Origin of the sequence: Prevotella veroralis (assembly GCF_018127765.1) — a bacterium.
GTDB lineage: Bacteria > Bacteroidota > Bacteroidia > Bacteroidales > Bacteroidaceae > Prevotella > Prevotella veroralis.
Window position 1 is genome coordinate 1215066 of sequence record NZ_CP072330.1, and the last position, 17404, is coordinate 1232469.

General features: G+C 43.4%; 7 protein-coding genes. All 7 read right to left on the reverse strand.

Features of this window, described 5'->3' with window-relative positions:
* Positions 1–57 precede the first annotated feature (57 nt).
* Positions 58–363 (reverse strand): hypothetical protein, encoded by a 306-nt coding sequence (locus J5A55_RS05130; RefSeq protein WP_004384658.1) that lies wholly within the window; start codon positions 361–363, stop codon positions 58–60.
* Positions 360–1871: an RHS repeat-associated core domain-containing protein gene (locus J5A55_RS05135; RefSeq protein ID WP_004384657.1), complete on the reverse strand. Its 1512-nt coding sequence runs from the start codon at positions 1869–1871 to the stop codon at positions 360–362. Before J5A55_RS05135 ends, J5A55_RS05130 begins: the two co-directional genes overlap by 4 nt.
* 164 nt (positions 1872–2035) lie before the next feature.
* Complete coding sequence (locus J5A55_RS05140) at positions 2036–2599, reverse strand: hypothetical protein (protein WP_155813809.1); 564 nt, start codon at positions 2597–2599, stop codon at positions 2036–2038.
* Complete coding sequence (locus tag J5A55_RS05145) at positions 2596–5445, reverse strand: RHS repeat-associated core domain-containing protein (RefSeq protein ID WP_155813814.1); 2850 nt, start codon at positions 5443–5445, stop codon at positions 2596–2598. Before J5A55_RS05145 ends, J5A55_RS05140 begins: the two co-directional genes overlap by 4 nt.
* Before the next feature lie 490 nt (positions 5446–5935).
* Positions 5936–6493 (reverse strand): hypothetical protein, encoded by a 558-nt coding sequence (locus J5A55_RS05150; protein WP_249118596.1) that lies wholly within the window; start codon positions 6491–6493, stop codon positions 5936–5938.
* Between the two features lie 10 nt (positions 6494–6503).
* A complete protein-coding gene (locus tag J5A55_RS05155; RefSeq protein ID WP_249118597.1) occupies positions 6504–15758 on the reverse strand; it encodes a Tle-like phospholipase domain-containing protein in 9255 nt (3084 codons plus the stop codon).
* Positions 15759–15844: 86 nt separating this feature from the next.
* Positions 15845–17404: a T9SS type A sorting domain-containing protein gene (locus tag J5A55_RS05160; protein ID WP_004381949.1), complete on the reverse strand. Its 1560-nt coding sequence runs from the start codon at positions 17402–17404 to the stop codon at positions 15845–15847.

The window sequence follows — 17404 nt, forward strand, 5'->3', positions numbered from 1 at the left end:
TAGCTCTCCGCATGTCGTCCCAGTGCATCCGTGATGTGACAACATTATAAGGTCCTCTTATTTTATCTCATTTAACGGTCTATTTATAGAAGGGTTGGTTTCTAAAAATACAACATTAATAGTATCAAACACTCGTAAACATGAAGTTTCTGATACAAAACCTATATAGGCTTGACCCTGATAAAAAAATCTATAACGAAGAACTGGATATGAACTCTTACCTGTTAATCTCTCTTCAACAACTGCTTTTGTATGTATTGTTTCACCATACTTTAATAAAAAATCTGTAATTAATGAACAGTAAAGAGCATAAGATATACCTCCTACGATTATAAAGACAGTTAAAATATTCTTTATTTTCATTTTGAACGTTGTTTATATCTATCATAAACGCCACTAGAAACTCCAGAAGATATTGTACCTACAGTGTTCGACACAGTCTTTCTTACATGCCCAGCGACACTCTTTTGAACTTTCTGTATATGTTTTGCTATCGTTTGTGCTCTTTTAGTTGATATATGAAATCTCTGACGAACAACGTTAGATAAAGAACTCTTACTACTAATAATTCGGTTCGAGGCTTTCTGTAGCCCTTTGCTTCCTACTCCTTTAACTAATCTACCAGCTACACTACCAACTGCTCCCGCACTTAAATTCACAGCTGCACCAATCATAATATTTTTTACACCTTTGTTTCCGTCTAAAGCACTTTGTATTACAGCAGCACCAATCTTAGCTGTAATTTTCACAACTGTACTAGCTCCACTGGTAATAAATCCTTCACCAGCAGAAACTGCTACTTTACTCCAACTTATATTTGTAACTTTTTGTCCTGTTACAGCATTAGCAACCATTTGAGTTCCTATCTCTACTACACCTCCAACAACACCACCGATAATATTGTCTATCCCAAAAATTCTTCCATCAAGGTCAATATATTTTAATGTATTATTACCACAGACAATATAAGAAGAATTTTCAGGATCTTCCCTTACCAAAGGATCTACCCCATACCACAGACTTGTTACAGGATTCATGTACCTTGCACCGTAATAGTACAAGCCTGTTTCCTCATCAAACTGCTTGCCATTGAACTTGTACGGTAAGTCTTCACTCGATGAGTGTTCGTCTACAAGGAGTTCACCGTATGGAAGATATGCATCATATTGTGTGATGTTGGCGTGGTCGTCCGTGATGTAAGACGTACTACCTAAATGATCACTGTGATAGAAGAAGGTTTCCTCCTTTGTAGTGTCATTGGGAATGTAACCATAACCAGCCTGTGGGTCATCAGGATTGCTTAGGTCGTTCCAGCTTACAGGTGGACCGGGGTTAGTGCCTGGTGTTGTGTTTGGATGTGGAGTCTGAATCCAACCCTGTGGCACATCATGGTTGCCGAGTTCTGTGAGGACAGCATTATAACCAACGCCCGTGTTCGCTGGATCACCATACGCACCCTTCTCTGTCGGTACACCTGGTGCTACACCCACCTTCTTATAGTACGCCTCCTTCTGTGTCTGAATCTGATTCATACGTTCTGCATAGTCCTGCTGACCAGCCGTTACGTATGAACCGTTGCGTCCGTAAACGTTATTGAACAAGCCTGTTCCTATCCTTGAAGCAACTCGTTTGTCACCAATGAAGTAATGCTTTGTAAAGCGATTCTTGTTGATGCTGATTATCGAAGCAGGGTAGAGCGTGAAGTTATCCGTCTCGTGAAAGGTTATTCCCTGCAGTGCACCATTGATATACACACCCTCCATCGTACCGTAACTCTTCATGATACGTTCACCGGCAGCGTTATAAGTATAGCGTGAGGTTTTGCCATTATCGCTTAAGACCATCAGGCGGTTGTCCTCGTCCCAGTACATCTCACGGGTCGTGTTGGTTGAGTCGTTCGTTACCAGCGTTGGATTACCGTTGGCATCATGCGGGTAATCTTCTTCAAAAACCTCTTTATAAAAACTATTACGTCATTTTATAATGTAATCACTGTAAAAGAGTAGACAATTCTCCGCATAGCCTACCATGTATCTCATTGGTTACTTTTGATATTACGGTTTCTTATTGGTGGAGCATGAAACTCAACTCTCCTTTTCAATAGGATAGTATCAGGTCTTTCTGATATTTTTGTTATAGTTCCATTATCCTTAATCCGGTATGCAGAAGCTTCCTTCAGGAAAAATGCAATGTTATCGTTACATTTATCAATATTCGTTTTGTTTTTATTATAAGTCTTTAGAATATTCGATTGTTCATAAAGAAAGCCAGAAGATGACTGGATAAATATTAGCTTATCCTTATAATACTGCAATTGGGAAGGATATAATCTATATTTTGAAGGTAAACAATACAAAGATGGACCAAGTAAGATTACATTATTACGTTTATATCCATTTCTCCAATTGTATTCAAAGTCTGTAATAAAAATCAAAGATTTATATTTAGGATGGCGCTTTGCGTATTCATCAACTACAGATTTTACTTGACTACTGACTTGATTGTTCATATTACCTTGTACATTTTGTTCTGGTCTGCATGCCGTTAAATTTATGACAAAAAACGATGCCAATACGTATAGAAATAGTCTCATATTCATTCTTTTAATGACCATGTATTTTTTGCAACATAAGAAAAGAAACTTGTATTAGCCTTCAGAAATGTCGAAACTTTATTAAAAGGTTTAGGTAAATCTTCTATAAAAGCTTGATGTTTTTTATTCTGAATAATACCAGTAACATTATTATCGTGACCAAGTACAAAAACGGGAATTCTCATATTTTCTGCAAGCTTTCCATCATATGAACCATTCGGGGAGTAATATGATGGAGTCGGGTCGCCAGATGTATCTTGATGCGTATGAATTTGTGCAACAACGGAGTATACAACATTCCCTTTACTGACAGAGTGATGTCCTATTTTGTATCCGTATCCTGAAATTTTCGTCGTTCTACTATCATTATTGTAATCAGGTAACACAAGCACATTTCCGTTAGATAATAAAAAACCTCCAACCTCTTTTCCTTGTGGATTACGTGGAGCTTTATATAAGTTATTAGCATGATTCCACATATGCTTATAAGCATCCGACTCATGGCGGAATAAAATACTGCCATCACTTCTATATGATATCCCTTGTTTGGCATTGTGGTAAGTCTCTCCCAGATATTTGAAGCCTCTCCGAGTATCACGTACACTTATATCCCTCTGCGAATGAATTTTAGGGTTATAATAGATCCCCTTTTTTGTTTGTATCCATCCTCTCCCGTCAGGATCTTTTAAAACAATTGGATTATCACCACAATAGACATAGGCTCCTGTCATAAGATACTTCTCTGCCAACGGATCCACCCCATACCAAAGACTTGTTACAGGATTCATATACCTTGCACCATAATAGTACAAGCCAGTCTCCTCATCGAACTGTTTGCCATTGAACTTATACGGCAGGTCTTCACTGCTGCTATGCTCATCAACGAGGAGTTCGCCGTATGGAAGATATGCATCATACTGAGTGATATTGGCTTTATCGTCCGTAATGTAAGACGTAGAGCCAAGGTGGTCACTATGATAGAAGAAAGTTTCTTCTTTCGTGGTATCGTTAGGGATGTAGCCGTAACCTGGCTGCGGGTCATCAGGATTGCTCGGGTCATTCCAGCTTATAGGTGGACCGGGGTTGGTATTCGGTGTGGTGTTGGGGTGTGGAGTCTGAACCCAACCCTGTGGCACATCGTGGTTACCGAGTGTGTCAATGATAGAGTTATATCCTCGTTTTGTATTCTCTGGGTCACCATACGCGCCCTTCATTGTAGGTACACCAGGGGCAATGCCCTGCTGCTTATAGTATGCCTCTTTCTGCTTCTGTATCTGATTCATGCGTTCAGCATAGTCCTGCTGACCGGCGGTGACGTAGCTTCCATTTCTTCCGTAAACGTTGTTAAACATACCCGTTCCTATCCTTGAAGCAACTCGTTTGTCACCAATGAAGTAATGCTTTGTAAAGCGATTCTTGTTGATGCTGATTATTGAAGCAGGGTAAAACGTGAAGTTATCTGTCTCGTGGAAGGTTATTCCTTGTGGTGCACCATTGATATATACGCCCTCCATTGTTCCGTAACTCTTCATGATACGTTCACCGGCAGCATTGTAAGTGTAACGGCTTGTCTTGCCGTTGTCAGAGAGTACCATGAGTCGGTTATCCTCGTCCCAATACATCTCGCGGGTAGTATTCGTTGAGTCGTTCGTTACCAGCGTTGGATTACCGTTGGCATCATACGTGTAATGATCGTGACCAATCTGTGTTGGAGCCGTCGGGTGCTTACTGTCCTCATACTTATAAGCGAAGTCATAAGACTTAGCAGTTGTCGTTGAGTCCACTTTCTGAATCTTCGTCAGCGGTTCACTCATCCGACCGAACGACATCACCATATCATACGATGCACGCTTAGCCTTACCGCTGGCATGAATAAGGCGGTTCAGCTCATCATACTCATACGTATGCATACTCTTTCCTCCCAGCTTCGCCCTGTTGAGTTTTGTCAGCGACGTTGGGTTGGCAGCATTCGTGATACCGAGGATATTATCCACTGCATCATAACGATACCTGTTCTCCATCACAGTCTGACCGTCCGCTGTAAGGTTCATCACCTGCAGACGTTCACGCTGCCTGTCGTAGGTATAGGTAGTCTCCGTGCCATTACCGAGCTTCGTATAGACCGTATGACCCTCCTTATCGTAACCTATCCTGTCAACAATAACGCTCTGACGTCCCTGTTTATTGCTCGTCATACTCTCCACCTGTCCTGCAGCATTGTAGTGATAAGTCACCACTTCACCGTCAGGATAAGTCATCGTCTGCACACGGTTCCAACTGTCATAGGTAGCACCGTAGACATAAGTCCTGATATCCGCCACGCTCGCCATGACTGTACGGACGGTCTTTGTCACCTCACCCTGTCTACCGTAGTAATACGCTTCGCCACCCGAAGCATCCTCAACGAGGGCAAGACGACCGGCACGGTTATACTTATCGCCAGCCTTACCATAGGTATAAGTAACACGATTGAAGAGATTTTCAGGATAAAGCACCTCATGCAGTCGCTCGAAGTCGTAGGTGTAAGAGATGTAACCCTTGTCAGATATCGACTTCCTAAGCTCTGCCGTGAGCTTCGTCAGGAGGTTGCCTGCCGCATCATAAGTCATGTCCGTCTCACCTGCATCAGGATGATTCACCTTCAGTTTCCGACCAAGCAAGTCGTAGGCATATTTCGTCTCCTTGCCGTTAGGATGCTGAACTGTCATCACCTGACCGACAGGGTCATAGCTGTACTTCACCGTGATATCCTCACCACGGGCATGCTGCACCGTCTCACGGTTGCGTCCCTTGGCATCAGTATAGCTCTCCGCATGTCGTCCTAGTGCATCCGTGACCGTTGTCTGAAGCATCGGTTCACCGTCATGACTGCCAATAGAGTAAGCCGTACGTGTCACACTACCATCAGCAAGCGTAACACTCGTGGTACGGTCGTGTGTATCATACTCCGTCTTTGCCTGCAGATCACCCGTAGCGTGGTTGTAAGTTCCGATGTTACCATAGCTCTCCGTCATTGGGTAATAAGTTGTAATGTTACGTCCGAAGGCATCGATGACAGCCCTTCCGCTGACAATAGAGACCTTTTGATTGCTTCCACCAGACCACACCACACCCGTCTGCTTCGTCTGGACAGCACGCATCAGCGAGTCGGCAAAGGTATAGGTATCAATGTTGCCTTCCTTAGAATAATGGATGGTATGTGCCTTACGCTCTGCAGGGAAGTATTCAAAGCGGATAGTAAACGGCTGACCGCTCTCTATCTCATACGGAGCACGGATAGTCTGCTGACGTCCTAAGGCATCGTAGGTGTATTCCATCTTCTGTCCGTTAAGGTCGGTGGTCTCAATCTTCTAGTTTATGGAAGACTCTTCCATCTTTTAATTTGTAGCAAATGATTCCTTTTTCTTTATCCCATATTATTTCCTCTATACCTAATAACGGTTGATAGCTCCCCTCTTCCGAATTAACCCCATTTTTAAAGGAAATGCTAGTGTCAGTCTTATCCAAAGCTACTTCATCAGAATATAAGCCACCAAAAGAAATTTCAGAAACAAAGGTAGAATCCATATTTTTACTTATTATGAAGACACCTTGCCACCATTGAGTATTATGTTTAATTTTGAAATCTATAGATGCATTAGCTATATATTCATGTTGTCCTTCTATCCAGTTACAAGATTTCAAGTCTGTAATTGGAATGTGCACCTTATTAAAAATATTTTTTTTTATAAAAGCAAAGGTGTCTATAGACAAACCATCTGAAAATAGTATATCTTCTTTTTTACCATAGATATTAATCCATTCCATCTCTTCTTCAGAAAGATGTGTCTTTTTACAATATGGAAGACCACAAGAAACTAAGCATAGTGCCATTAGTGATATATACCTATTAATTTTCATATAAGCTTATTTAATTTGGAAGTTTGAGGTGGACAAAGTTGTCTATAGAATGGTGCAATAAATAGTCATTCGATTCTATAAGGATTCTTCTACCATTTGCACCTATTCCAAGATTATTTTGTAAATTACTTACAGGATCTCCACCTATACGTATTAATCCCCACAGAGCCTTTTTCCCAATTATTTGATAGTCAGTTACATTTTGTATTGTACCTAGCTTATTTATTGATTTTGTTCGTTCGCTTACAGATGCACGATTGAAAGTTATAGCAGCTCTACCCGTTGCCATACTTGCAGCTGCTGCTAAACCTCCCCCTAAAGAATGTCCTACAAATGTGAGCGTAGATTTTTTCAATTCTTTTGATAACTTTCTAGCATTGTCTATAGCCATATTGTATTGTGGAGCCCCTAAAGCTACTTGTGAAAAATCTTCTATGAGATCTTCTATAGAGTTTGTGCCAGCAAACACATAGGCATATTCTGTACTTCCGGTTTTAATATTTTTACGTTCAAAAATAGTCGATTGTAAACCATTTTCACCAAATTTAGTATAGTTCATTCGAGAGCGAATAGAAGTCTTTATATTCGATATAAACCAACCAGCCTTCTCCAATTCCTTTAAATCTTTTTTATCATTTCCATCCTTATAAACTGCCCTTGCCATTAAAGCTGCCTCGTGCCCAGTTGGGCGTCTACCATCTTTGTCACGTAATACTATAGATCTACCTCCACAATAGGAATATCCAAATATTAAAGGAAATTTCTCAGCCAACGGATCCACACCATACCAAATGCTTGCCACAGGATTCATGTACCTTGCACCGTAATAGTACAAGCCAGTTTCGTCATCGAACTGTTTGCCGTTGAACTTATACGGTAGGTCTTCACTGCTACTATGCTCGTCAACTAACAGTTCACCGTATGGTAGGTAAGCATCATATTGTGTGATATTGGCTTTGTCATCTGTGATGTAAGACGTGCTGCCTAAGTGGTCACTGTGATAGAAGAAGGTCTCCTCTTTTGTGGTGTCGTTTGGAATATAACCATAACCAGCCTGCGGGTCATCAGGGTTGCTCGGGTCATTCCAGCTTACGGGTGAACCGGGGTTGGTATTCGGTGTGGTGTTGGGCTTCGGGGTCTGCACCCAGCCTTGTGGGACATCATGGTTGCCCAGCTCCCTGATAATGGAGTTGTAGCCGATGTGCGTATTCTCCGGATCACCGTACGCACCCTTCTCTGTCGGTACACCAGGTGCTACACCCACCTTCTTATAATACGCTTCCTTCTGTGTCTGGATCTGATTCATACGCTCAGCATAGTCCTGCTGACCAGCGGTGACGTATGAGCCGTTGCGTCCGTAAACGTTGTTAAACTGTCCCGTTCCTATCCTTGAAGCAACTCGTTTGTCACCAATGAAGTAATGCTTCGTGAATCTGTTCTTGTTGACAGAGAGAATACTTGCAGGATAAAGTGTGAAGTTGTCCGTCTCGTGGAAGGTAATACCCTGCGGTGCACCATTGATATACACACCCTCCATCGTACCATAACTCTTCATGATGCGTTCACCGGCAGCGTTGTAAGTGTAACGGCTTGTCTTACCGTTGTCAGAGAGAACCATCAACCGATTATCCTCATCCCAATACATCTCACGGGTAGTGTTCGTTGAGTCATTCGTTACCAGCGTTGGATTACCGTTGGCATCGTAGGTGTAATGATCGTGCCCAATCTGCGTTGGAGCCGTCGGATGGTTACTGTCCTCATACTTATAAGCGAAGTCATAAGACTTAGCAGTTGTCGTTGAGTCCACTTTCTGAATCTTCGTCAGCGGTTCACTCATCCGACCGAACGACATCACCATATCATACGATGCACGCTTAGCCTTACCGCTGGCATGAATAAGGCGGTTCAGCTCATCATACTCATACGTATGCATACTCTTTCCTCCCAGCTTCGCCCTGTTGAGTTTTGTCAGCGACGTTGGGTTGGCAGCATTCGTGATACCGAGGATATTATCCACTGCATCATAACGATACCTGTTCTCCATCACAGTCTGACCGTCCGCTGTAAGGTTCATCACCTGCAGACGTTCACGCTGCCTGTCGTAGGTATAGGTAGTCTCCGTGCCATTACCGAGCTTCGTATAGACCGTATGACCCTCCTTGTCGTAACCTATCCTGTCAACAATAACGCTCTGACGTCCCTGTTTATTGCTCGTAAGACTCTCCACCTGTCCTGCAGCATTGTAGTGATAAGTCACCACCTCACCGTCAGGATAAGTCATCGTCTGCACCCGGTTCCAGCTGTCATACGTAGCACCATAGACATAAGTCCTGATATCCGCCACGCTCGCCATGACCGTACGGACGGTTTTCGTCACCTCACCCTGTCTGCCGTAGTAATACGCTTCACCACCCGAAGCATCCTCTACAAGGGCAAGACGACCGGCACGGTTGTACTTATCGCCAGCCTTACCATAGGTATAGGTGACACGGTTGAAGAGATTTTCAGGATAAAGCACCTCATGCAGCCGTTCGAAGTCGTAGGTGTAAGAGATATAACCCTTATCAGATATCGACTTCCTAAGCTCTGCCGTGAGCTTCGTCAGGAGGTTACCCGCCGCATCATAGGTCATATCCGTCTCACCTGCATCAGGATGATTCACCATCAGTTTCCGACCAAGCAAGTCATAGGCATACTTCGTCTCCTTGCCGTTAGGATGCTGAACCGTCATCACCTGTCCGACAGGGTCATAGCTGTACTTCACCGTGATATCCTCACCACGGGCATGCTGCACCGTCTCCCGGTTGCGTCCCTTGGCATCGGTATAGCTCTCCGCATGTCGTCCCAGTGCATCCGTGATCGTTGTCTGGAGCATAGGTTCTCCGTCATGGCTACTGATAGTATAAGCCGTACGTGTCACACTACCGTCAGCAAGCGTCACACTCGTGGTACGGTCGTGCGTATCATACTCCGTCTTTGCCTGCAGATCACCCGTAGCGTGGTTGTAAGTTCCAATGTTACCATAACTCTCCGTCATTGGGTAATAAGCTGTAATGTTACGTCCGAAGGCATCGATGACAGCCCTTCCACTGACGATAGAGACTTTCTGATTACTACCACCAGACCACACCACACCCGTCTGCTTCGTCTGAACGGCACGCATCAGCGAGTCGGCGAAGGTATAGGTGTCAATGTTTCCGTCCTTAGAATAATGGATAGTATGTGCCTTACGCTCTGCAGGGAAGTACTCAAAACGGATAGTAAACGGCTGACCACTTTCTATCTCATACGGAGCACGAATCGTCTGCTGACGTCCTAAGGCATCGTAGGTGTATTCCATCTTCTGCCCATTGAGGTCGGTCGTTACAGACGGAGCATTCCAAAGACCATCATAAGCCGTGCTGGAGCTATAGCCGTATGCATCCTTGACACTTGTCACAAGACTATGATAGCGGTCGTCATACGTATAAGCATAGAACATACGCTGATGGTTATAGTTCTCCGGCTTCGTCATCCGTGTGATGTTACCATAACCATCGTAAGTCATGTTATAGACTGATGGCTTGTCACCGTTATGGAGCATGATCTCCGTTATCTCACCGTTGCCGTCCACTTTCGTTGAGCGTTCACGGTAAGTCTTACCGCCACTGCTGACAGTGATATGGCTCGGAACACTGACAATATACTTATCGGCAATCTTATGATAGTTAATGTTTGCCTCTAAGCTATAGGCTGTTGTCGTCTCCTTATATCCCTGTAGGTTACCATAGTCATCGTAAGTATTATTGACCGCAATCGCCAGGCTATCCCCACTATTTACATCAAAGTTACTCTGAACGAGTGTCTTTAGGGCAGGGAAGACAACAGCGTCAGCCGTGTTATGACCAACGGCAAGTGTCTTCAGGTCGTAGTCATATAGAGATCCCTGCAGCTTCTTTCCATCAGCGGTATAGAGATACTCACTCGTAACAAGCCCATGCGTATAGTAATCCCTGTTCTTACCATAGGTCTGGACGGAGTAACGATAGAGTCTGTCACCGTTCTCGGTGTCTATCTGATTGGTACGTACCTGCTTGAAACCATAGAAGTCACGTTCACGACGGTCACGATAGCCACCACTATATTCGAAGGTATTCCTGCTTCGTATTGCTCCGTTCTCCTTGTATCCACCCGTCGTCTCAACAGATGACATCACCCAGCGACGTCCCGGCAGGTCGTAGCTTGGAGTTGTCTGCTCATAGCTGATATGGATATGTCCGCCGAAAGGAAGTGTCACAGAGCGTAGCATGTTCGTTCTGCCCGTAAGGTTACGGTAGACGATAAGCTGCTTTGCCCCGTCAGAAACGATAAGGTCAGGACGACCGTCACCATCAATATCTCTCAAGGCTGCACTTGTGAAACTAACACCACTTGACCAAGATTTAGTAGCCTTAGCTGTAAATCTCAGTTTTAAAAACAGAATGTGTATTGGAATGGAAACAGCAAAATTACCATATTGAGAAACAGACGTTGCCAATGACTCATTGAAACGACCTTGTTGCTCTTCGGAATAAGGAATAAATCCAGATCCCGTATTCAACATTATGGTGAACTTGTCAGCATTACGAGTTACCATATCAGGTAAACCGTCGCCATTAACATCTATAAAAGACACATTGTACTTTGTTGTTGTCTTCGTTCCATTGACACCGAAAGAAATATCAGCATTACCAAGTACCCCAATGGATGTACCAAGTCCTGCACCCCATGTGCTATTTTCAGAAGACTCCAACGACGTTACCCCACTACTCTCTTCATTTGTAAAGTTATATCCAAGACCAAACTTCACCTTGTCGCCCAAGAGCATATCAGGTAGTCCGTCACCATTGAGATCTATCCAATCACTCTCTGTATGAGACGTTCCTGATGTAAAGTTTCCGCTAGCGCTCACAGACACACTGGAGATAGCATTACCATTGGATGAATTATGTGTATCACTACCGCCTGGAGTTTCATCGTCTTGTGGTTTAGGGTTGATACTGATAGCTAAAGCACTCTTTGACGAAGCCTGTTTTGATAGACTTGCATCTGCACCAATAGTAGAGGAACTTGCTTTAAATTTTGGGTGCGTGACATTTAGTTTCATGCGATCTTCCCCAAGTGTACCCGTTGCTTTTGTGTATTGAGTAACAATATTGCCATCTACCTCTTCTAACCAATCAGGATAGCCATTACCATTGATATCCATTAGAGACACCTTGCTATAAGAAGTTTGTGTACTCTTGCTGCCACTGAGTCCTGCATAGGAGATTCCACCGCTTACACCATAGCCATTACTCTTTGACTCACTCATAAGTACAGGTGCAGACAATTCACCCGCATTTTTAGCATAATGCACACTGTCTATTATAATAGCATCCTCGCCGATACGAGAACTACAGATTGTATCTAAAGAGATAAAGACATGTTCAGAGCCGCCAACATACATCCTCTTGTTAGTGTCATAGCCCATCACAAAGAAACGCTGCTCATTGACAGGAGTAAGACTCTTTGCAAGTTGATTGCCATCGTGTGTGGATTTATAATGCTCAGCTATATTCTTATATTTGTCCCTGTCAATGGTCAGTGCTGATACTTCTATTGGCTGGGAGGCATAAGCTTTATTGCCGTTATAAGCAAATTGTCCCCATCCTCGGTAGAGCCTCCCATAATCAATAGAGTTATACCCAGAGAACACACAAGCCTCTAATGTATCAACAAGTACACGTTGTTCACCTGTTACTACCATTGATGTTGCACTCTGATAAGAGAGACTGTCTCGAAGGAAGTTTACTTTAGCCTGTCTCACACTTGCCAATTCATTCTCTATGGCAAAGGTTGCCGTTATCTTGCCTAAACTCAATCGTTTGATCAGTGTGGTATCTGTAATAGTGATGGTATCTGGCTTGAGCGTATTGGATGCGTTCAACCTACAGGTATGATGCAACACAGGAGTTCCATCCTTATCGTGTAAGGTCAGATAGACAGTAGCTGTATCTATATCATTTCTATTGTCCTTGCGTACGACAGAGAGCATAGGAACAATAGAAAGCGTTGGTCTATACTTTCTACTCCGTACCGTTACATCCTGTTTTAGGTCTTTACGCTCTGCGATGCTGACAGGCTTGTTGAACATCCTACGAGATGCCACAAAACGTACACTGTCTTGGTCCGTCTCATAGAAATAGTTACCTGCCCATTGTACCTTAGTCCAATCGAGGGGAGAAGTGGTCTTGATTTCGAAGAAGAATGAAACAGAATCTTTCTCATCTATGTTACCGGTATAGTCATAGGAGTCATTGACGATACTGTCAGCAGGAAGTTTAAGTCGTTTTACAATCGTTTCACCATGATGATCCAATCGTGTGACGATAAGTGTAACATCATCAGAAGTCTTTCCTTTCATATAAGGAGCATGGAGCGTTACCTTGCCAGTACGATTAAAGATAACTACATTGTTTTCACCCTCTATATAATCAGCCTTACTATTATATGTTTTTAAGTCTTCCGACAGATACCTATCCTTGCCGACAGGCAAAGAGGTATAAGTAATTATAGGATTCCAAAGAACCCTGTCGTCCTCACCATCATATCGAGACTGAAGACGGAAGAAAATTCTGTCTCCTACGTTTACATCACAATTAAGATTGTTGGTTTTGCTACCAGCTTGTAATAAAGAGTCGCGGACCATGAAGCCATCACTCTCATGTTGAATGCTGTAGATGATGCCATCACCTTGATTGCTAAGCTTCTTTATAGTACTTTGTATGTTGACCCTGCCAGCAAAAGGTGCGCACCACATACGGACGGCATCATTCAGGGGATATTCCTTTTCCAAGGAGTCACGAATAACCTTATAGTCTGGAATAAAATGTTTATCAATAGGAGCCCCCTCACCAATAATAGGATTGGCAGTTACACTACTTGCTGGACTAAATACAGGTTTCCCGTCTACAATATGATTGAAATATACCTGACCATTGACGGCTATATCTGTAAGTCCATCACTGTTGAAATCATAAAGATAGGTAGTTGTCTTGTCCTGATCCTTTGAATGGGTATAGGAAATTCCAACAGAAGCACCAAGTTTATTTGTAATACCAACTTCAACAGCAGCATCTGCATTAAGAGAACGACTGATGCTATTACCTTCAGAGAAAGAGTTTACTCCTGGTATCAGTAACGCTTTACCAAAGAGTAAATCCTTTCCATCTGCACTCATGTTTTTACGATAGAAAAGTTTGTTACCTCGTTTGAAAAGCTTATCAGGTAGTCCATCACCATCAATATCTACAAAAGCAACTTTACCTGTATTTGAACTTTTGCTAGTAGAGAAAGATGGACCGACGTTTACTGTTCCACCAGTGAAACCTACACCTATCATTGTTCCCCTTCCCGTAGTACGGCTTTTCGAAGCTCCACCACCAAGGAGACTAAGATAGTCGTCACACCCATGAACCGAATGGCTGAGGAATGACTCATAGTCGTCAGATTGAGCCTTCCACAGTTCTGCCTTAGAAGAAAAAAGACCATTTTTGAGGTCATTGTAATAGTCAAAGGATTGTGTAGCAACCTTACCATCCCTGCTGTCATTCTGATTAATGCTCTTTAGCAGCATTTTACCAAACGGTCCTTCTTCATAGTTTAAGGTATAGCTGCGGAGCTGCTGACCATTATTCTTCACCGTGACCTTACGGAGTAGCCCTTTGTCCTTTTGCATAATGCCAAGTCTTCCGCTACTCGTCACATCTTTTCGGTCTGTGGCTATAGAGTCAATATTGAATTCAATGCTATACAGTCCTTCCGTCTCCCCGAATCCTGTCCATGTATAACGTTCAGGATAAAGGTTATTGCCAGACTTCATGTAATGGAATGCGGCAAAGTTTCCGTGGACATCGGTAACACGATCAAGTGCCCATTTGACACGGTTACCATTGGTATCTGTAAGAGAAGTAGCATCACTGACATGACCACCATGACCACCATAACTGTAGACTGTACCATCCTTGCCAGTCACTTCCCAGTAATAGTTCTTCGGGCTGTTACCCTTTCGGATAATCCTACTGAAACCACCTTCAGTCATTGGATAGAACTGCTTGTCAGTCTGACGTGACAAAGAATCAGTCCTACGATAGAGTCGGTCACTGAGCTGCTGTCCCATGAGAAGATAGCTCTCAGTCTCTGACTTATCATCAAAACGTGGTACACCCCATCGGGTCTCTATGTCAATGCTCTGTACAGGAAGACTCCATCCATAGCCTACAAAGCTACTACCGCCCTCACTGCTGTACTGTAAGCCGGCACTTACACCAATATCATTACGCCCTGCAGGAACTTCGAAAGGATAGGACAGTGACGCCGTACCATTCTGATTAGCTGATGGGGCTTCGATCTGCTGAATACCCGCAGCTGGGTCAGCAGCCTTCAGTTCACTGATACCTGTAGGGACATAATTCTGTGTTTCGGGACTCTCTGGAACCTTGATGATACCGTTGATGACATCCGTAAAGTGTGATGTCTCTGCCATTGCCACCTCACGTTTAGTATCAATACCTTTTGACTGGAGCATTGTCCAGCGTTGGTGCAGTTCATCATAATAATAGGTGTGAATATCATCTACAGTATAGCCTTTCGGTATCAACGTGCTGTCGTAAGGTACTGCGATACTTGCCAGATGATGGACGAAATGATTGCCATGAGGTAAGAAGCGATAACCTGACACCGTATCTGTTCTTGCCATCAATGTATCACAGCCACCTGTAACGTTTACCATACCAGTAGGCAAGGTTGGTAATTCACCTTTTCTAAGTGGTGTAATACTAAGAACTTTACCCTTTGCCATAGCCTCACGTGGTACGGCAAGCTGGGCTCGTCCAACATTGAGCGTATCGCTGTCGGAGTTAGCAAAGAACTTGCTGACGGTATGTTTGCCTAAGTCTGCAAAAAGTCTTGCAGGTTTCTTGTTCGGCTTGTGAGTATCTACACGATTCAACTTTTGATTTCTTGCGATTTCTTTGGAGAATCTCTTCACAGGTGAGTTCTGTACACTGTCCTTGACTTGTTTTCGTAAGGAAGTAGCCTTTCGGAAAATGCTATCTTTTTGGACAGAAGAGACTGTACCAGTACATGTAGAATCACTGATTACTGTTTCTTTAGCAGAACGACTACTCCCACCATTACAGGAGTTTAGTATGATTCCTGAAAGCAACAGGAACGGAAGGAGGAGTGAATGTGTAGAATACTTCATTATTCTTGCTATTTTGTTTCAGACCTAAAGGTCCTCAATATATATATACTTGCGTTGGAAAATTTTATAAAAGATAAAAATGAGATTTACTTCCTCACCAGTTTAAATGTCTTTTCTTTGCTACCACTTTGCAGTGTCAATAAGTAGACACCTGTCTGTGGAAGATAGACTTTGGTAGAGAAATATATATCAGGCATATTGGTCTGACGACTGACAAGAGCTCCACCCGTCGTATAGAGTGCCATATCCAATGGAGCTACTTCGCTCAGTTCCACCTGCACACTGACATATCCATTCACTGTTGGATTAGGACTTACACTTACATTTGCAAAGAAGTCACTGTTTCCGTCAGAAGGGTTCATGGAAGGAATCTCTGTGATACCTGTCTTCGAAATCTGAAACTCATTCTCAGCCTTGTTACCCACATGGTCTGTCGTCGTAAGAAGGTATTTTCCTTCTATGAGTCCATCAGCAGACTGTATGCTGTCGCTTGTAGTACGATTGAAAACAGACATGTGTTCTCTCTGTAGAGTCATCTTGTAAGGGGCAATACCGCCTGTTACTCTAACAGAAAGTGTTCCTGTGCTGCCGCTCTTCTCCTTTGGCTGCACTACTTCTATCGTTGTAAACATATCTTTGGCAGCTCGTAGCGTGAAGACATCACGTTTACCTAACGGTATATTCTTAAAGACAATACTGTCACCAACTGTCATGTTTGCCTTATGATAGCTCAGAGTTTTGACAGGAAAGTCACCCGTTCCTGTAGGATCAACGGCAAGATAGTAGCTCTCACCTTCTGCAAGAGGCTGTATCTGGCGTAGTTGCTTACCATCAGCTACAACATCAACATTAGGCTTGTCAATCCGTGTTGCTGTATCCATCCATCTTCTACCGAGCCACTTGCCGTAAGCCTTACTCTGATGGAAAGAAAGTTTACCATTGTTGTCACCCCAAAGAAGACTCTCACCATCTTCAAGAGGCTTGCTCATACTGATTGTAAGAAAACCGTCTTCCTCACAGCTCTTGGCTCTTGTCTTATGTAAGGCAGAAGCCTTGTCTGAGATAAGGCCAGCTATACGGTGACTATAGGCTTTGTTGGTATAACCATTCCAAATAACCTCACTTCTTGAATTAAGGTAACTGCTGCGAAGGCTAACGTCATATTTCAATGCAAGATAGCTTTCCACACGGCACCGTTCAGTATCAGAAAGGCGACGATCGAAGACGGTATACTCAACAGTTCTACCATCAAGGTTCTTTACAGGCAACTTAGCGTTCCCATTCCGGCCGATATGCAAAGTCTGACCATTACCCATATTGGAAGAAGTAGTATAGCTGTAAAGTCGCATTTCAGGCAGCGAGTCCTTGGCATAATTCATGAAAGTACCATTGCCAAGGTTTGCAGCACGCTCAGTTGTCTGCATACGAGTAATAGCTTTTCCGCTGCCGAGACTCCAGATGGCCTGTTCCTTCTCGCCATATACCTTACTTACGCCTATATAGGTAAGTCCAGCACCAGCAGAGACACGGACGGAGACAGAATCGTGTGACCAGACCATTGGCTTATCTACACCACCAGGAGTCTGGGCTGTGGCAGAAAGAGCGGATATAAAGAAGGAAACTGCTGTGAGGTATTTATGTTTCAT